The organism is Hyunsoonleella sp. 2307UL5-6 (assembly GCF_047345485.1).
Classification (GTDB): domain Bacteria; phylum Bacteroidota; class Bacteroidia; order Flavobacteriales; family Flavobacteriaceae; genus Jejuia.
Genome location: NZ_JBLFEN010000003.1, coordinates 353,648 through 371,849 on the forward strand (window position 1 = coordinate 353,648; position 18,202 = coordinate 371,849).

17 protein-coding genes are annotated in these 18,202 nt (G+C 32.8%); 5 read left to right on the forward strand and 12 right to left on the reverse strand.

Features of this window, described 5'->3' with window-relative positions; all coding sequences use genetic code 11:
* Window positions 1–140: 140 nt before the first annotated feature.
* Genes ACKGJY_RS07550 through ACKGJY_RS07560 form a run of 3 tightly spaced genes read left to right on the forward strand, consistent with a single transcriptional unit; the run spans window position 141 to window position 2,890 of the window.
* On the forward strand, window positions 141–2,075 hold the full coding sequence (locus ACKGJY_RS07550) for a PBP1 and LysM peptidoglycan-binding domain-containing protein (RefSeq protein WP_413973264.1): 1,935 nt from the start codon (window positions 141–143) through the stop codon (window positions 2,073–2,075).
* A 39-nt stretch (window positions 2,076–2,114) separates the two neighbouring features.
* The gene (locus ACKGJY_RS07555; protein ID WP_413973265.1) at window positions 2,115–2,660 is read left to right on the forward strand and encodes a DUF922 domain-containing protein; all 546 of its coding nucleotides are present in this window, start codon (window positions 2,115–2,117) and stop codon (window positions 2,658–2,660) included.
* A gap of 2 nt (window positions 2,661–2,662) precedes the next feature.
* Window positions 2,663–2,890, forward strand: coding sequence for a DUF3820 family protein (locus tag ACKGJY_RS07560; RefSeq protein ID WP_413973266.1), 228 nt, complete (start codon window positions 2,663–2,665; stop codon window positions 2,888–2,890).
* A gap of 78 nt (window positions 2,891–2,968) precedes the next feature.
* Here ACKGJY_RS07560 and ACKGJY_RS07565 read toward each other — a convergent pair whose 3' ends face one another.
* Window positions 2,969–3,529, reverse strand: a complete 561-nt coding sequence (locus ACKGJY_RS07565) for a superoxide dismutase family protein (protein WP_413973267.1) — start codon at window positions 3,527–3,529, stop codon at window positions 2,969–2,971.
* Window positions 3,530–3,655: 126 nt separating this feature from the next.
* Here ACKGJY_RS07565 and hemN point away from each other — a divergent pair, with 126 nt between their 5' ends.
* Window positions 3,656–5,020, forward strand: a complete 1,365-nt coding sequence (gene hemN / locus ACKGJY_RS07570) for an oxygen-independent coproporphyrinogen III oxidase (protein WP_413973268.1) — start codon at window positions 3,656–3,658, stop codon at window positions 5,018–5,020.
* Between the two features lie 83 nt (window positions 5,021–5,103).
* Window positions 5,104–5,937, forward strand: a complete 834-nt coding sequence (locus ACKGJY_RS07575) for a universal stress protein (RefSeq protein WP_413973269.1) — start codon at window positions 5,104–5,106, stop codon at window positions 5,935–5,937.
* Between the two features lie 369 nt (window positions 5,938–6,306).
* Here ACKGJY_RS07575 and ACKGJY_RS07580 read toward each other — a convergent pair whose 3' ends face one another.
* The 11 genes from ACKGJY_RS07580 to ccoS all read right to left on the reverse strand — a co-directional run bounded on the left by ACKGJY_RS07580 (window position 6,307) and on the right by ccoS (window position 18,035).
* Complete coding sequence (locus ACKGJY_RS07580; RefSeq protein ID WP_413973270.1) at window positions 6,307–7,695, reverse strand: TolC family protein; 1,389 nt, start codon at window positions 7,693–7,695, stop codon at window positions 6,307–6,309.
* Window positions 7,692–9,050: an HlyD family secretion protein gene (locus ACKGJY_RS07585; RefSeq protein ID WP_413973271.1), complete on the reverse strand. Its 1,359-nt coding sequence runs from the start codon at window positions 9,048–9,050 to the stop codon at window positions 7,692–7,694. Before ACKGJY_RS07585 ends, ACKGJY_RS07580 begins: the two co-directional genes overlap by 4 nt.
* A 3-nt stretch (window positions 9,051–9,053) precedes the next feature.
* Window positions 9,054–10,718 (reverse strand): peptidase domain-containing ABC transporter, encoded by a 1,665-nt coding sequence (locus ACKGJY_RS07590; protein ID WP_413973272.1) that lies wholly within the window; start codon window positions 10,716–10,718, stop codon window positions 9,054–9,056.
* A gap of 2 nt (window positions 10,719–10,720) precedes the next feature.
* On the reverse strand, window positions 10,721–11,392 hold the full coding sequence (locus tag ACKGJY_RS07595; protein ID WP_413973273.1) for a TetR/AcrR family transcriptional regulator: 672 nt from the start codon (window positions 11,390–11,392) through the stop codon (window positions 10,721–10,723).
* Window positions 11,393–11,677: 285 nt separating this feature from the next.
* The gene (locus ACKGJY_RS07600; RefSeq protein WP_413973274.1) at window positions 11,678–12,379 is read right to left on the reverse strand and encodes a sulfite exporter TauE/SafE family protein; all 702 of its coding nucleotides are present in this window, start codon (window positions 12,377–12,379) and stop codon (window positions 11,678–11,680) included.
* A 1-nt stretch (window position 12,380) separates the two neighbouring features.
* Window positions 12,381–12,827 carry a FixH family protein gene (locus ACKGJY_RS07605; RefSeq protein ID WP_413973376.1) on the reverse strand — a complete coding sequence of 149 codons (447 nt, stop codon included), beginning with the start codon at window positions 12,825–12,827 and terminating at the stop codon, window positions 12,381–12,383.
* 206 nt (window positions 12,828–13,033) lie between these two features.
* Window positions 13,034–14,458, reverse strand: a complete 1,425-nt coding sequence (gene ccoG / locus ACKGJY_RS07610) for a cytochrome c oxidase accessory protein CcoG (RefSeq protein ID WP_413973275.1) — start codon at window positions 14,456–14,458, stop codon at window positions 13,034–13,036.
* Between the two features lie 41 nt (window positions 14,459–14,499).
* On the reverse strand, window positions 14,500–15,444 hold the full coding sequence (locus tag ACKGJY_RS07615) for a cbb3-type cytochrome c oxidase N-terminal domain-containing protein (RefSeq protein ID WP_413973276.1): 945 nt from the start codon (window positions 15,442–15,444) through the stop codon (window positions 14,500–14,502).
* Entirely contained in the window at window positions 15,432–15,626 is a 195-nt protein-coding gene (locus tag ACKGJY_RS07620) for a CcoQ/FixQ family Cbb3-type cytochrome c oxidase assembly chaperone (RefSeq protein ID WP_413973277.1), read from the reverse strand. Before ACKGJY_RS07620 ends, ACKGJY_RS07615 begins: the two co-directional genes overlap by 13 nt.
* Window positions 15,627–15,634: 8 nt before the next feature.
* Window positions 15,635–17,839, reverse strand: coding sequence for a cytochrome-c oxidase, cbb3-type subunit I (ccoN, locus tag ACKGJY_RS07625; RefSeq protein WP_413973278.1), 2,205 nt, complete (start codon window positions 17,837–17,839; stop codon window positions 15,635–15,637).
* 10 nt (window positions 17,840–17,849) lie between these two features.
* Entirely contained in the window at window positions 17,850–18,035 is a 186-nt protein-coding gene (gene ccoS / locus ACKGJY_RS07630) for a cbb3-type cytochrome oxidase assembly protein CcoS (protein WP_413973279.1), read from the reverse strand.
* Window positions 18,036–18,202 lie beyond the last annotated feature (167 nt).

Consider the following 18,202-nt stretch of genomic DNA (forward strand, 5'->3'; position numbering starts at 1 on the left):
GACCCCTTGTGGGTAACGCCCAATTTAAAAATTATGGCACGCTATATGTAATAATTAATTAAAAGGTTTTAATCTTTTTACACAATAAATAACGTATATACTCTATTTAATATAGGTTTAGCTATTTAACACACACTACAATGTATAGATTTTTATTAGTTCTAATTGTCACATTATTTTTTGGAATAACTTCTGTAAACGCACAAAATTACAGTACGCACCAAGTTAAAAAAGGCGAAACTGTTGAAGTTTTAGCAAAACGTTATTATGTAACTCCTAGCGATATTTATAGTTTAAATCCTGATGCAAAAAAGGGATTAAAGCCTAATACTATTTTAATAATCCCTATTTCTAAAGCTAATAAACCTATAATTACAGAGGTTAAAGAATTACAAGGGTTTAAGAAGCATAAAACAAAGCGAAAGGAAACCTTATATAGTATATCTAAAAAATATGATGTAGCGATTGAGGATATAAAAAAACATAACACTTTTTTGTACGCCAATAATTTGAGAAAAGGGGATAAGCTGCAAATTCCAATTTTTAAAATTACTAAAGTAGCAGAAGCGATAAATGAGAATAAAACTTACATAGTAAAGGCTAAGGAGGGAAAATGGCGTATTGCTTATAAATTTGGAATTACAGTAGCAGAGTTAGAGGCTTTAAACCCGAACATGGGTGATGTATTACAGGAGGGACAGCAAATTTTTGTACCTAATATTGGTACAACAGAAGAACAGCAAATTGATGAAACTTACAGTTACTATAAAGTGTTGCCAAAAGAAGGGTTTTATAGGTTGAAACTAAAGTTGGGTTTAGAAAAAGAAGAAATTGAAGCGCTTAATCCGGATTTGGTAAATAGTGGTTTAAAAGCGGGTATGATTTTAAAAATACCATTTTCTAAAACGTCTGGTGTCTTATCTAGAGACTTAGAGTCAACAAACTTATCACTTAAAATTAAAGACTATAACACTAAGCATATTGCATTAATGTTACCATTTCGGTTAAGCCGCGTGGAGTTTGATTCTATTGTTGAAACGAAACGAAGTATTGAAAAGGATCCTTATTTAGATGCATCTTTAGATTTTTACACAGGTGTACTTATGGCTGTAGATTCTTTAAAGAAAATGGGTATTTCACTAAAATTGGATGTTTACGATACAAACTATAAAACTACTACAGTTTCTAGAATTTTAGTTGATAATAATTTTGAAAATGTAGATGCAGTAATAGGGCCTCTAACTACTAAAAATTTTAATGTAGCTGCCAGCGAACTTAGAAAATATAATGTACCAATAGTTTCACCTATTGGCACAAATATAAAGCTTCACGATAATGTATTTCAAACAAGGCCATCTAACGATTTGTTGAAAAATAAAGTAATTGATTTTGTGAAACGTGATAGTTTGTCTAAAAACATTATAATTCTTTCAGATTCTAAAAACATGGCTATTGCTAATGGATTAAAAAGAGAGTTTAATGCTGCAACTATAGTGTTTTCTAGAAAAAATAAGGAAGGCAAAGATGAATATTTTGTAACTAAGGAAGATATTGAAGCAGCCTTAAAACCAGGTAAGAATTTTGTGTTTTTAGAAACACAAAATGAAAGTTTTATATCTGGAGCTACCAGTGTTTTGGCAGCTTTAAATAATAGAGTAAACCCAGAAAAGCCAGAGGATGAAAAACCTGAAATTATATTACTAACAACTAGGTTTAATGGTGCTTTTGAGGGAGATGAAGTAAATAATACGCACCTCTCTAAGTTACAATTTACTTTTGCAACATCATCTAGTATGATGAGTGATGACGACAATAATTTATTTTATAAGAATTACAAAAAAGTTTATAATATTACTCCTGGTAGACGCGCTATAAAAGGTTTTGATTTAACGATGGATGTAGTATTACGAACAGTAACTTCTGATGATATATTTATGTCGGTTAATGATGCTCCATTAACGGCGTATGTAGAAAATAAATTTGCTTACAAAAAGAAACTTTTTGGAGGTTATTATAATGATGCGGTATACCTTGTAAAATATAATAATCTTAAGATTGTTGAGGTAGCGCAATAAGCAACTTATAATTTTCGTTTTAGGATAAACTTACAGGTTGTGCCTAAGATTATTGTTATTGTCGTATTTTTAGTATTCTTTTTTAAGTACGATAAGGAACCTACAATACCTTGGAGTGCTAATTACAAACTAACTTGGGACGATTTTAAAGCGAAACCAAGTAATAATTCAAGTGCTGTTGCTACAACAGCTTCTGGTATAACATTTGGGTTTTCAGTTAAACAGAGTGATACACGCGTTATAAGTTTTACTACAGAAGTTTATGCTTTTTTTTATCCACAGCAATCGTGGTATAAACAAGAACACGCCAACAAACATATTTTAGAACACGAGCAAGTGCATTTTGATATCACCGAACTTTACGCACGAAAATTTAGAAAGCGTATTAGTCTGTTAAAAACCACTCGCGATGTTGCTAAGCGTTTAAGAATTACACATAAAACGATAAATAAAGAATTAGCTAACTTTCAAAATAAATATGATACTGAAACTGATTTTTCCAGAAATATTAATAAGCAATTAGAATGGCAAGCTCTAATAAAAATAGAATTGAAAAAACTCGATGACTTTAAATTTAAAACTTAAATATGTTACCAGATAAACAGTTTTTAATAGACTTGGCACATACTAAAATGCCCTACGGTAAATATAAAGATCGTTACCTGATAGATTTACCAGAGTATTATGTGGTTTGGTACCACTCTAAAGGATTTCCTAAAGGAAGACTAGGTGATATGTTAAAGCAAGTGTATGAACTAAAAATTAATGGTTTAGAGGATTTGGTGAGAGGCATTCAACAACGGTATTCCAAATAAAATTTTATAATTTATATAAATAAAAAGCTACCAAAATGGTAGCTTTTAATATTATTTTATAATTAGAAGGTGTTTGTACTATTGAATGATTCCTGCACAACTAACGCGAGCGCCAGCAGCACCAGAGGGTTGTGATGTGAAATCATCTGCGCCAGCATGTACAATTATTGCTTTTCCTAAAATATCTTTAGTTGTATCGCCACAACCAATACACCACTCATCTGTTGTTTTAGATATCGTACCATTACCATTTTCATCAGCAATAAAATTACCTATATCGCCTTTGTGATATCCTGTGTCATTGCCCCATTTACCATGTGGTTTACTAGTTGGGTTCCAATGACCTCCAGCTGATTTACCATCTGGAGAACTACAATCTGCTGTAGTATGTATATGTATCGCATGTTCACCAGCTTGTAAACCACTAATAATTGCCGTCATAGTTACACTTCCATTTTCTTGTTTGAATACCACATTTCCACTAGTATTGGTATCACTTTTTGAGTTTAAAGCTATTTTTATTTTTTTATTTTTTTCAACCTCTACAGTGGTGTCTTCAACTTTTACCTCTTCTTTTTTCTTTTTGCATGCTGTTAAAGATACAGTTATGGCTAATACTAAAATTGTAATTCTTGTCATGATTCTGGTGATTTTATAATATAGTACAATTTAAGACTTTAATACACAAAATGCAAGTAAGTGTTATGACATATATCATGTTTTTTATTTTTTCATTGCTCTAATTTTGAATTATAATAATCAGGTATGTTAAAAACATTAATTAACAAATATAATATAGCAGGACCACGTTATACAAGTTATCCTACGGTACCTTATTGGAATAGTAATACGTTTTCTGTGGAAAAATGGAAAAGTTCACTGCTAAAATCTTTTAATGAAAGCAATACTAAAGATGGTCTAAGTTTATACATTCATTTACCATTTTGCGAAAGTTTATGTACGTTTTGTGGTTGTAATAAGCGTATTACTAAGCAACATAGCGTAGAACAACCTTATATAAACGCTGTATTAAAAGAATGGAATTTGTATTTAAAAGTATTTGGTGAAACTCCAAAACTAAAAGAAATACACCTTGGCGGTGGAACACCAACTTTTTTTAGTCCTGAAAACTTAAAATACCTGATTTCTGAAATTTTGGCAGCTTCAAAATTAGCATTAGATTATGAATTTAGTTTTGAGGGACACCCAAACAATACAACTAAGGCTCATTTACAAGCTTTATATGATGTTGGTTTTAAACGTGTAAGTTACGGCGTACAAGATTATAACAAAACTGTGCAGAAGGCCATACACCGTATACAGCCATTTGAAAATGTAAAACAGGCAACTGAAATGGCTAGAGATATTGGATATACTTCTGTTGGTCATGATATTATTTTTGGATTACCATTTCAAACCTTAGAGCATGTAAAAACAACTATTTTAAAAACAAAATCATTACTTCCAGATCGATTGGCATTTTATAGTTATGCACATGTACCTTGGATAAAAGGTAACGGCCAACGTGGATTTTTAGATACAGATTTACCAAGTGCTAGTTTAAAAAGAATGCAATACCAGTTGGGTAAAGCATTGCTTGCCAAGGTTGGGTATCAAGATATTGGTATGGATCATTTTGCACTAAAAACTGATACTTTATACACCTCTATGAAAAACGGAAATCTTCATAGGAATTTTATGGGCTATACCGCTTCTAAAACTCAGGCAATGGTTGGGTTGGGTGTGTCTTCAATAAGCGATAGTTGGTACGGTTTTGCACAAAATGAAAAGGATTTAAAAACATATTATCAACTTTTAGAAAACAATGTGTTGCCTGTGTATCGTGGTCATATTTTAAACGAAGAAGATAGTATTATTCGTCAACATATTTTAAATTTAATGTGCCGTTTTAGTACATCTTGGAATAAGGGTAATCTTTATTTTAATGAGCTTCCTGAAGCTTTAATTCAGCTTAAAGAAATGGAGGTAGATGGTTTAGTAGAAATTAGTACTAATACTATCAAAATCACGCAAAAAGGTAAACCATTTGTACGTAATGTATGTATGGTTTTTGATGTATTGTTGAAGCGAAAACAACCTGATGCTAAATTATTTTCAATGACAATGTAGCATCATCAAAATTGAAATTTTATTAATAACAAAGTGTGTTTTTGTTTAGCTAAAATTATAACACGCTCACTAAAAAAAACATCATGAAAAAAATTATTGTTCCTATAGACTTTTCAAGTCACTCAGAATATGCACTTAAAACGGCAGCAAAATTAGCTAAAAAATTTAATGCAGAAGTTTTGGCATTACACATGTTAGAAATGTCTGATATTATGCTTACGGCTTCAGATGGTTTACAAAACGAAAAAACAGTATTCTTTTACAAATTAGCACAGAAAAAGTTTAAATCTTTTTTAAAGCAAGACTTTTTAAAAGATATAAAAGTAACGCCATTGGTAAAACATTTTAGAGTATTTAGCGAGGTAAACGATGTAGCAATTCAGCAAAAAGCAGATATTATTATCATGGGGTCTCATGGTACAAGTGGCGTTAAGCAGTATTTTGTAGGCTCTAATACAGAGCGTGTTGTACGAAATGCCGAAGTGCCTGTTTTGGTTGTAAAACAAGAGCTATCAAATATAAATTTTGATGTGGTTGCATTTGCTTGCGATTTTTCAGAGGAAGCTATCACTTCATACCTTAACGCAAAACAATTATTCCATAAAATAGGTTCTAAAATGTATTTAGTACACGTTAACCTACCAAACACTCATTTTAAAAGTACCTTAGAAATAGAACGTAAAGTGGTTAATTTCTTTACAAAGGCAGATGGTAATTTAGATAAAATGGCAGATGTGTGTTATGTAGCAGATTATACGGTTGAAGATGGTTTGTTAAACTGTGCAAATAATATAGGTTCTGATATTATTGGAATACCAACCCATGGCAGAAAAGGTTTATCTCATTTTTTTGAAGGCAGTATTGGCGAAGACGTTGCAAACCACGCAACTTTACCTGTTATCACATTTAAAATTTAGATGAGTGATTAGAAAAAACATAGTAGTTTTAAACTTTAGACCTGCCTATTAGCGATATAGTAGGCAGGTTATCCATAAATGGTTTGGTTTTAATCAATGATTTCTATCTATAATTAATGAATTATTAATGTTTGACTACCTAATTACTTAATTACTTATTGGTAATGGACTTTGAACACGCCGTTTAATAAATAACTCGGGTAAATAATTGAATTTTACGAATTCAAAATTTAATTTAATTATTTTTATGGATGCTTTATTAACTTCATCTTCAGGTAAGTTATAATCAAATTTTAAGTATTGTTAACTTTTTTTCAATTGAGAGTTTAAAGTTACGTTTGCCAAATAATATTAATAGAATTATTAAAATTACTCAATAGCCAATACATTAAACAAATTTGCTTTAGTTTTTAAGAAATCGTTTTCAATTTCTATAGCCTTCAATTTTGCATCAATAAGTTTAGATTCTCTGGTGTTTACTAAAAATAAAGAGCTTTCTCCTAAAAAGAATTTACGCTCTTCGGCTGATAGCATAGTAGCATAATCGTTAACTATAACATCGGTAAAATCGCTTTGTATGACATAAGAGTCTAGCTCTTGGTTAATAGCATCAATCTTATTTCTAAGACTTACTCTAGTGTCTTGTACTTCAAACTGAGTATCTTGTAATTTTAATTTTGCTAATCGTAAGTCTCCACGTTCTTTTCTTAAAAATAGTGGAAAATTAACATTAACTCCACTTTTGTAGGCAGAGGTACTAAAAGACCTGGCAACTTCTGGGGTTTCAGATAAAAAATTATATTGTAAATCAATTTGAGGTAATAGATTATTAGCTTTTAATCGTCTTTCAATATTTAAGCTTCTTATTTTATAATCTAAAGATTGTAGTTTTGGGTGACTCTCAATATCAAAACTCTCAATATCTAAACCAGATGTATTTAGAGTCTCATCAACAGTTACAAAAGTATCAACATTCGGTATAACAGTATCTTCTAATTCTACAGGCGTATTATTATCTAGCCATATAAAATTAGATAGCTCTAATGTTGCTTTAATAAATTTAATTCTAGATTTTTCTAAATTTAAGCGCCTGTTATTAAATGTTATTCTGGCTTCTAGGGTGTCTATAGCGGGTCTTTCGCCAACTTCATAACTTTTTACAATACCATCAAAACGTATTTTAGCATTGTCTAGAAAATCTTCATAAACTCGTTTTTCGTTATAGCGTCTTAACCAATTAAAGTAGGTGTTAGTAGCATCAAATAGAATATTGTTGACTAATAACTGTCTGTCAACCTGTGCTTGTTTTACATACAATCGGGATTGCCTTAACATTGCCATGCGCTTATTGGTTAATAAACCACGAGCAACAGGTATGGAAACTCCAGCACTGTATAATCCATCAATTGGTACATCGGCTTCTGGATTTAAAAATTCTCCTGTATTTTCTTCTAAATTTCCTTTAAACTCTATACCAAACCAAGTAGGAATTTTAAAAGCTGCATTCAGCTTATCAAAATACTCAATGCCTTTAAACTTTTTTCTATCATAATCTACTTCTAACTTAGGATCAAATGCACCACGTGCCTTCATTAATTTGGCTTCACTTTCGTTAATTACCAAATTAGCCTGTTTCACTATGGGGTGAAACGATTTTACATAGCCTAAATATTCAGCTAGAGACATTACCGAAGTAGTATCTTGCGCAGAAGTTAAGCCACTAAAACATAAAAATATACTTAGGATGAGTAGTCTCATTTTTTATTCTTTTTTGATGCTGTTTTACTGCCTTCTGGTTGGTAATAGTTAGGAGGGAAGCTGTTAATTTGTCGCCATAATTCAAACCAAATAGGTACATCTTCTAATAACGCAATAGTTCTTGCGCCCGAGCCTGCGCGAATAGCTTCTGGCCATTTATGATCTGTTTCGTCTGGTGCTAACAACACACGGTATTTTCCATTATCACTTATAAAGCGCTCTATGGCAACTACTTCTGCGCCGTAAGTTCCGTAGGATACATTAGGCCATCCACTAAAAACAATTGCGGGCCATCCATCAAATTGTACGCGTACTTTTTCGCCGGTATGCAAAAGTGGTAAATCTATGGGCCTAACAAAGGTTTCAACTGCTAAATCAATTTGAGCAGGCATAACACCTACTAATTCAGAACCTTCTTTGAAGGTAACGCCTATACCGCCTTTTAAAACTTTATTGATATATCCGTTTTGTGGTGCAGTTACATATAATAAATCACTACGGCGCTGGTAATTTGTAGATGCATTCTCTAGTTTAGAAACCTGTGCCTGGGTATCAAAACCGCTAGATTGTGCTGTAAACATATCACTTTGTGCTTTTGATATTTTGTCAGCAAAAGCAGCATTAGTTCTAGAGAGTTCTAACTTTGCATTAATCACTTCATTTTGACTTGCTAAATATTTATTTTCTTGAGAAATAAATTTAGCTTGTGTTTCCTGTAGTTTCAAACGTTTTTCTTCAACGTCTTTTACAGCTTTTAGACCTTCTTCTTGTAAGGTTTGTATACGCGTAAACTGCGTTTCTGCAATTTTAAGATTTGTTTTGGCAGCCTCTAAATCAATACTATCGCTTTTTACTTTTAATCGCGATTGCAATAATTTATTTCTGGTTTGTTCCATCTTTAAGTTTTGCTCATTTCGTAATGCAGAAATCTGTCTATTTAAAGCATTAACTTTACCCTCGTATGCAGTTACAGAAGATGATTTTGCTCTAATTTGCTGGTTGGTTCTTTCCACCAACCTATCATCAAAATAATCACTTTTTACTTCAGAAATTCTTAAAATAGTATCACCTTTTTCTACATAGTCACCTTCTTGCACAAACCACTCTTCAATACGTCCTGGTATTTGCGATTGAATGGTTTGAGGGCGCTGGTTTGGTTTTAAAGTTGTAACTAAACCTTGCCCAGTAATATTCTGTGTCCACGGTAAAAACAATACAATGATTAATATGATGGCCGCAGTTAGTAAAAACCTGTTAAAGTACTTGTAATACTTAACATTCATGATATTTTTACCAGACTTATATTTTGATAAATCTATAGTTTTATTTAATTGATTATTAGTTATATTAAGCATAACTTAGTTTTTAGATTTAATTAGTCCATTTTCTAACGTGATTATTTCGCTGCAATTATTTAGCCAAACATCGCTACTGCTAACTACTACAAGCGCCCAAGGTCTATCTTTATGGCTTAGATAATTTACAATAGCTTCAGTTTCTTTTTGGTTAAACCTATCAAGTGCATCTTCAAGAATAAGCACTTTAGGAGCTTTTAAAATAGCACGTGCCAGCACTAATTTTTTAGATAACGTATAAGACATTTGTTTACCGTCTGGATACAAAATGGTGTTTAAAGCTTCGGGTTGGTCTTTAATAAAAGTTTTAAGCCCTACAATGTCAAGTACTTCGTAAATAATATCATCGGTAATCTCCTTATTTGCAAACGTTAAATTGTCTCTAATAGTTCCTTCAAAAGGATTTTCGTCAGATAGCGATAGCCCTAATTGCGACCTATAAAAGTTTAAATGCAAGCTATTAATAGACATATCGTTTACATAAACATGACCCGCTGTAGCATCTATAATTCCTGAGATTAAACGCAGCAAAGTAGATTTTCCTGATCCACTTTCACCTTTTATTAGTATACGACTGCTAGCATCAATTTTTAAAGAGATGTTTTTTAGAATATGTTTTTCTCTGTTTTCTACTCCATAAGACACATTATCTAATTCAATATGTATGCCTTTACTAAATTGAGGTGTTTCACCAGTTTGACTTTCTAGTTCTTTATCAACAATTTGTCCTATTTTTTCTAAGGAAGTTAAAGTGTCATAGAAGGATTCTAATCCTAATATTAATTTTTCTACTGATGCAATTACAAGTAAAATGATAATTTCTGCTGCAACAAACTGCCCAATATTCATTTCTTGATTTAGTACAAGAGCACCACCTATTAATAATAAACTTGCTGTTACAATAACTTTAAAACTTATCATTTGAATAAATTGAAGCATAAGTACTCTAAAGTGACTTTCTCTAGCTTTTAAATAATTATTGACTAGATTGTCATTTTTAGAGATGCCTAAACTTGTACTACCAGAAGATTTAAAACTAATTACAGAACGTGCAATTTCTTGAATCCAATGTGCTACTTTATACTTGTTTTTAGATTCGTATAAGCTGGTTTCAAGGCCTTTTTTTGCGGTAAACTTAAAAACCACAAATATTAGAATTAAAAGTAAAAGCCCAAATATGATAAAAAAGGGATGGTAAAATGATAGCAGTATTAAAGCAAATAAAATTTGTAATACAGCTGTTGGTACATCTATTAAAATTTTTGATAAACTTTTTTGGATAGTTAAAGTATCAAAAAAACGATTAGCTAATTCTGGTGGGTAATAATCTCGTAATTGAGACATTTTTATTTTTGGAAAGCGGTAGGCCAACTCAAAAGAAGAGCGCATAAATATACGCTGCTGTATGGTTTCAATAATTCTTAGTTGCATTAATTGTAAGCCACCAGAAAAAGCTACACCCAGAGTAACGATTGTTACAAGCACTATCCACGATGTAGATATTTGAGCACCTTGAATTAAATTAATAATAGCTTGTATACCTAGTGGTAATGATAACGCCACTATTCCAGCAAAAATAGCATAGTAAAAAATTTGTAAAATATCTCTTTTTTCAAGTTGAAGTAACCCAACTAGTCGCTGCCACGGGGTCATTTTAGTATTTTCCATAATTAGGCTTTCAAGGTATTAAGTACTAGGTTTTTCATAAACTCTGTTGGTGTGGTATTGTTACCACAATCTGTAATGGATTTAAAATGCGCTTTTAAAAAATGTTGATGTAAGCTACCTTCTATAATTGTACTTGCTAAACTTGACGGGAATTTATAATTAGGCTGTATAGCTATTATCATATCTCGTAAACGGTGTACAATACGTTTGTATATTACAAAATAGCCATCTTTATTTTCTTGATCTACCTCTTTGGTTAAAAAAGATTTTGAGTTTTCGTTAACCATAATTTTGTTGAGTACAACTTCATTAATATGAGAAAAATTAGAATCCTCTTTAATTGCTCTTGTCACAATTTCTATAGCTTTTTCTAATTTAGTATTAGGGCTTAAATTATGAGTTTCAATAACAAGTTGATATTCTACCCAAGCCCAATACCATGATGATAAATAGAGCAGTAGTTTATGTTTACTCTCAAAGTAGCGGTATATTGAACTCTCGTTAGACCCTATAATGTTTCCGAGTTTTTTAAAAGTAAAACTATCAAAACCAATATCGTCTATTAAAAGGATACTGTTTTCTACAATACGCTTGCCTAATGCAGAGGATTCGGGGTCTTTAACGAATATTTGCTCTGGAACAGCTATCTTGATATTTGAAAGTATTGAATCCATAATTAATTTATTTGGTTGCAAATATAATAGCATTGCTATTATTATGGTAAATATAACTATTGATTTTGCTAATGTAATCCATAAAGAAAATTTATATGAGCTCAAATACTTTAAAAGTGAGTTTTTTTAGTTTAGAAAGTAGGCAGTTTATTAAAGTTTATACAGGCCTTGGCGGGTGCGTGCGTTAGGGATTGACGTGGATAGCCCACAGCCTGACGAAGGAAGTGCGAGGACTTGTAACTAAAAGCCCGACCCGACTCTAAGTCGGGTAACGCCCAAAGTTTTTTAATGACAATTAATACCATTAGAAACCAATTGATACACTGGTGCAGGAGAAAGGTAAGGAATACCTAGACCCAAACCACGCAATATAAAAAGTGTACCAATTACAACTATAAATACAGGAATGGCTTTTTGAATGCGCTGTCTTGCTTTTCCTTTTAAAAAGTGACTAAAATATATAGCAGTGGTCATTAACGGTACGGTACCTAAACCAAAAACTACCATTTGTAAACTGCCACTTGCAGCATTACCACTAGCCATAGCAGCAAAAAGCGCCATATAAACTAAGCCACATGGCAGGAAACCGTTAAGGAAACCGATGGTTAAAAAAGTATCCATAGTCTTTTTTTTAAGCGCTGTACCTAAAGCGGTTTTTACTCTAGAAATGGTTTTGTAGATGGGTTTGGAGATATTAAATTCATCTAATATATTTTTAGGAATTATAACTATTAAAATCATAAATAACCCAATACCTATAGAGAGTTGCTGCTGGTACCCAAAAATAAACAGACTTTTGCCTATGAGCCCAAATACTAACCCAATTAAGCTGTAGGCTAAAAGTCTGCCTAAATGATACATACTTATTTGCGATATTTTTTTTAAAGTATTTGTTCTATCTACAGGCAGCATAAACGCAATAGGCCCGCACATACCTGCGCAGTGAAAACTACCTAATATCCCTAATATGAACGCTGATAATAACATACTAATACGTTATAGATTCTTTAAATAAATACGATTTTCCACTATATTGCCAATCTATTTTAATGTTCCAACGGCCATCTACCAAACGTTTGTCAGGTATGAGCAAATGAGAGTTAGACAATGAAATGACAGTTTCAAAGTCTAGTTGCTTGTTAGATGGCCTGTATAGGAACACTTTTCCAGTAATTGCCTTGTAATTAATATGCTTAGGAAATTGTATAATTAACCCATCAGCAGATTTTACGTAGCTTAAATTAGTTTTTAAAGTCTTAGAGTTTTCAAGCTTATTAATATCATTTTGGTATTGCAATTCATCAGCATAATAATCTTCGCTTACCAAATCGTGGTCATACTTATTATTAACATTCATAGTAATAATAAAGTATAATATAAAGCTAATAAACCCTACAAATGCTAATACAACTCCCGTACCCCAATTAATTTTCATCATTTAATATTTTTGTTGTTCCCTCAAAGGAGATAATCTATTTTTTTATTATGGCATTCCCCTATCGGGTCGGGCTTTCCGCTATATCTTTTTTGCTTTAATGGCAAAAAAGGATGCCGCTGCAATCCCTAATGCACCAATCCGCCAAAGCCATTTTTTACCGCAAGAGTAAGTATTGCCTACTTTAACTTAAAACTTAGCCTGAATTACCTATAACTTCTAGGTCCCAAAAAATTAGCCGTAGTAGTTTCAATTAAATCCTCACCTTTATACACCCCAATTTTAATTTTATTTCTATCTCCAGATAATGCCGAATTATTAATTTCTATAAACAAAGTACCTTGTGCAATACCTTGGCTTGGTACTATAAACTCATTACTTGTTGCTACTAATCGTAATTCCCCTTTATGAGACATTAATTTAAAGCTTACATTATTTATAGCTTTAGATGTTTTGTTAACCAACTTATAAGTAAATACGTTGCTTATAATGTTGCCATCTTTATGCTCGTATAACTGCCCAGGTAGTCTTAAAACATTGGCTTCTACATCATTTCTTAAAAATAACATACCAATAAGTAGCCCAATCATAATAGAGAGTACAGCGATGTAACCTTTTAGTCTTGGCGTAAGCTTAAACTTTGTTTTTTTCTCAATATTTTCTTCACTAGCGTAACGAATAAGACCTTTTGGTAAATTTATGCTTTCCATAATATGGTCGCACTCATCAATACAAGCAGTGCAATTAACGCACTCAAGTTGTGTACCGTTTCTTATATCTATACCTGTTGGGCAAACATGTACACATTGTAAACAATCTATACAATCGCCATGGCCTAAAGCTTCACGATCTTCGTTTTTTCTAAAAGATTTTCTACCAGTTTTAGCTTCCCCACGCTTATAGTCGTAAGCCACAACTATAGATTTTGTATCTAATAAAACACCTTGTAACCTGCCATACGGACACGCTATAATGCAAACTTGCTCTCTAAACCAAGCAAATACAAAATAGAATACACCAGTAAATATGAGCAATGGTATAAGTGTGCCCAAGTGGTTAAATGGATTATCTGTGATGTATCTTAAGAGTTTATCACCACCAATTAAATATGCCAGAAATACATTAGCTATTAAAAATGAGATAATTAGAAATATAACAAGCTTAACACCTCTCTTTTTAATTTTTTCAGCATCCCACTTTTGTCTAGCCAGTTTGCGTTGTTTATTTCTATCGCCCTCAATCCAATACTCTATTCTACGAAATACCATTTCCATAAAAATAGTTTGTGGGCATATCCATCCACAAAAAATGCGTCCAAAAGCCACTGTAAATAATGTGATGAACACAATACCAATTAACATGGAAATGACAAAAAGGTGAAAATCTTGCGGCCAGAATGGAAACCCAAATATATTAAAGCGACGTTCTAAAACGTTAAACATTAAAAATTGGTTACCATTTACTTTTATAAAAGGAGATAGGAGCAAAAAGGCAAGTAAAACGTAGCTTACGTATTTTCTGTATTCATAGAACCTTCCACTAGGTTTTTTTGGAAATACCCAAGCACGTTTACCGTCTTCGGTAATAGTGCCGATTGAATCTCTGAATATTTCGTTTTCTGGAGTTTCCACTTGTTTTACAATTTGAATCTAGAGTTAAGTTTATAATTATATTACTCTGTTTTTATTTCGGTGGCATCTATATCTATTGCAGTTTCTGATGCAACTTCAACATCAACTGTGGTTTCATCTACCCAAATATCACCTTCTGCAGCTTTAGGGTCTGCTGGTGTAGTACCTTCAAAAGTTAACACATAACTAGCAACTTTAGCAATTTGTGATGGTTTTAATTGCGCTTTCCAAGGAATCATACCTTTTCCAGAACGCCCACCTTCTGATATGGTTTTAAATACATTTTTAATACCGCCACCTAATATCCAACGTTTATCGGTTAAATTAGGACCAATACCCCCGCCACCATCTGCCATATGGCACGCTACACAGTTAGTCTCGAAAATAGATTGCCCTGTTTTTAAATCAGAAGGATCGGTTAAGGCTACTGCCGTATTAAAATCAACTAAATCTTTAGCGGTTTTTTTATAAGCTTCAACGTCTATTTTAGCTTGTGCTAATTCAGTTTCTAGCTCAACAATTTGATTATCACCATTAAATACATGATATTTTACTAAGTATACAGCAGCAAAAACAATGGATATGTAAAAGCCGTATAGCCACCAAGGTGGTAAGTTGTTGTCTAACTCTTTAATACCATCATAATTATGATCTAGTATTATTTCTCTTTCTTCTTCAATAGGTTTTTGTCCTAATAATTTTTGATAAACGTTTTTTAACCAAGTAAATTGATAGGAGTTTTCTTTTTCAACCAAAAACTTAGCTTTAGCTGCTTCGTCTAGCTTATGTAGCATTACATTTTCTAGGGCGCTAACAATAGCTTCAGTAGCTATTAAAATTAAAAGAACCAATAATAGAAAGAGCAACACTGCGGGATATTTTATAAACGCAGGTTTATCACCAGAATCTACAAAGAATTCTACGGCTCCAAAAATAATAAAGAATGCTGCTGGAACACGAATCCAGGATGGAATTAAATGTCGCATGATGTTTGGTTGTTTTGGTTGTCTAAAGGCATCTTACTTACTTGAGTTATATAGTCTTTTTTAGCAGTAATAACCCACCAAAAGAGTGCCACGAAAAAGATGAAAAATATGAGTAAGGACATCATAGGGTATATCTCTATACCGGTGATACTTTCCATATGGTTTTTTATAAATTTTAACATGATTTCAATTATTTATTGTTTGTTAATGTTGTTGTTTGCTCAGGTTTAACTTTAATATCTGTGCCTAAGCGTTGCAGATAAGCAATAAGCGCTACAATTTCTCTGTTTTTCATTTCTATAAAATCTTCGCCATTATTTGCAGCATATGTTTTATCAGCTTCGTAGGTTTTTGCAAAATCAGGATCGCTATATAGGTTTTGCTCAATTAGAGTACCTTGGTCTAGCATGCTTTGTTGTGCGTTTGTAATATCATCGTCAGAATATGGAACACCTAACGCAACCATGGCTTTCATCTTTGCTTCAGTTTTAGAGGTGTCTAGTTCATCTTTTATTAACCACTGGTAACGAGGCATTATAGAGCCAGATGATGTACTTTGCGGATCATACATATGATTAAAATGCCAGTTATCAGAATACTTAGCACCTACACGGTGTAAATCTGGACCGGTACGTTTGCTACCCCATAAAAACGGGTGATCGTATACAAATTCTCCAGCTTTAGAGTATTCGCCATAGCGTTCTACTTCACTTCTAAACGGACGAATCATTTGCGAGTGGCAACCCACACACCCCTCACGAATATAAATATCACGACCTTCTAATTCTAAAGGCGAATAAGGTTGTACGCTAGCAATGGTTGGTATGTTAGATTTTACCATAATAGTTGGTACAATCTGGATAATACCTCCAATTAAAATAGCCACTGTAGCTAAAAGTGTTAATTGAATTGGTCTTCTTTCTAACCAAGTATGCCACCCTTCATTTGCAGTACGTTTTTTAGTAACACGTTCTAGCGCAGGTGCTTCAGCTAGTTCGTCTTGTACTTTGCTTCCGTTTCGCACGGTAGCAATAACATTAGCTACTAAAATTAACATTCCAATAATATATAGGGAACCGCCAATGGCACGCATCCAGTACATTGGTATAATTTCGGTAACTGTTTCTAAAAAATTACCATACACTAAAGTACCGTCAGGATTAAATTGTTTCCACATACTAGCTTGGGTAAACCCAGCAACATACATAGGTAATGCATATATAATAATACCTAAAGTACCAAGCCAAAAGTGTAAATTAGCTAAACCTAAAGAGTATAATTTTGTTTTAAATAATCTTGGTACTAAGTAGTAAATAATACCAAATGCCATAAACCCATTCCATGCTAAAGCACCAACATGTACATGTGCAATAATCCAATCGGTAAAGTGTGCAATTGCATTTACGTTTTTAAGCGATAGGGTAGGGCCTTCAAAAGTAGCCATACCATAACCTGTTATGGCTACCACCATAAATTTTAAAACGGGGTCTGTTCGTACTTTATCCCATGCACCACGCAGCGTTAACAAGCCATTTATCATACCACCCCAAGATGGCATGAGTAGCATTACTGAAAACGCAACACCTAAGTTTTGCGCCCATTCTGGTAAAGCTGTATATAATAAATGATGAGGTCCTGCCCAAATGTATATAAAGATTAAAGACCAAAAATGCACAATAGATAAACGATAAGAATATACAGGTCTATTAGCCGCTTTAGGTACAAAATAATACATTAAACCTAAAAACGGTGTGGTTAAAAAGAAAGCTACAGCATTATGCCCATACCACCATTGTACAAGCGCATCTTGCACACCAGCGTAAACCGAGTAACTTTTCATGCCACTAACAGGCAATTCCAGACTATTAAAAATATGCAGTACTGCAACGGTAATAAATGTTGCCAAATAAAACCAAATAGCAACATATAAATGACGTTGACGACGTTTTAAAATCGTCCAAATCATATTCACACCAAATACTACCCAAATTAGAGCAATAGCAATATCAATTGGCCATTCTAATTCGGCATATTCTTTAGATGTGGTATAGCCTAATGGTAACGAAATAGCAGCGGCCACAATAATTAATTGCCAACCCCAAAAGTTTATATTACTTAAAACATCACTTGCCATACGTGTTTTAAGCAGGCGTTGTAGCGAATAGTAAATTCCTGCAAACATGGCATTCCCCACAAAGGCAAAAATAACAGCGTTGGTATGTAAAGGTCTTAACCGTCCAAAACTAAGCCATGAAATTCCATCGGTTAAATTCGGGAATAAAAACATAAACGCAAGCAGTAAGCCTACTACCATACCCACAACCCCAAACACTATGGTAGCGTAGAGAAATTTTGTAACTATTTTGTTATCGTAATGAAACTGTTGTATTTCCATAATTCGAAATTTATTCTTCTTTGGTTAGTATCTTTTTATTTGGTATATCTTTAACTAATTCGTCCTCAAAAAGTATGCGTACCGAAGGTGTGTAACTATCATCAAACTGTCCACGTTTTACAGCAATAATAAAAGCGATAAAAAAGCCAATAGCCACTATAATACTTATCGTTAATAAAAAATATATAACACTCATACCTATTTGAAGTTATGGTTCAAAAGTACTTTCAAACTCGTTTTTAAAATATGATATTTATCATGATTCATTATTTATTTTTATTTGGGCACCTGCCTACCTGCGGTATCGCAGGCAGGTTACTGACAAGGGGTCACGCTTTTACTACTCAATCCCTACTTCGTCAG

Coding starts and splice junctions, on each gene's coding strand:
- ACKGJY_RS07550 (WP_413973264.1), top strand. CDS start 141: ATGTATAGATTTTTATTAGTTCTAATTGTCACATTATTTTTTGGAATA.
- ACKGJY_RS07560 (WP_413973266.1), top strand. CDS start 2,663: ATGTTACCAGATAAACAGTTTTTAATAGACTTGGCACATACTAAAATG.
- ACKGJY_RS07565 (WP_413973267.1), bottom strand. CDS start 3,529: ATGACAAGAATTACAATTTTAGTATTAGCCATAACTGTATCTTTAACA.
- hemN (WP_413973268.1), top strand. CDS start 3,656: ATGTTAAAAACATTAATTAACAAATATAATATAGCAGGACCACGTTAT.
- ACKGJY_RS07575 (WP_413973269.1), top strand. CDS start 5,104: ATGAAAAAAATTATTGTTCCTATAGACTTTTCAAGTCACTCAGAATAT.
- ACKGJY_RS07580 (WP_413973270.1), bottom strand. CDS start 7,695: ATGAGACTACTCATCCTAAGTATATTTTTATGTTTTAGTGGCTTAACT.
- ACKGJY_RS07585 (WP_413973271.1), bottom strand. CDS start 9,050: ATGCTTAATATAACTAATAATCAATTAAATAAAACTATAGATTTATCA.
- ACKGJY_RS07590 (WP_413973272.1), bottom strand. CDS start 10,718: ATGGAAAATACTAAAATGACCCCGTGGCAGCGACTAGTTGGGTTACTT.
- ACKGJY_RS07595 (WP_413973273.1), bottom strand. CDS start 11,392: ATGGATTCAATACTTTCAAATATCAAGATAGCTGTTCCAGAGCAAATA.
- ACKGJY_RS07600 (WP_413973274.1), bottom strand. CDS start 12,379: ATGTTATTATCAGCGTTCATATTAGGGATATTAGGTAGTTTTCACTGC.
- ACKGJY_RS07605 (WP_413973376.1), bottom strand. CDS start 12,827: ATGAAAATTAATTGGGGTACGGGAGTTGTATTAGCATTTGTAGGGTTT.
- ACKGJY_RS07615 (WP_413973276.1), bottom strand. CDS start 15,444: ATGCGACATTTAATTCCATCCTGGATTCGTGTTCCAGCAGCATTCTTT.
- ACKGJY_RS07620 (WP_413973277.1), bottom strand. CDS start 15,626: ATGTTAAAATTTATAAAAAACCATATGGAAAGTATCACCGGTATAGAG.
- ccoN (WP_413973278.1), bottom strand. CDS start 17,839: ATGGAAATACAACAGTTTCATTACGATAACAAAATAGTTACAAAATTT.
- ccoS (WP_413973279.1), bottom strand. CDS start 18,035: ATGAGTGTTATATATTTTTTATTAACGATAAGTATTATAGTGGCTATT.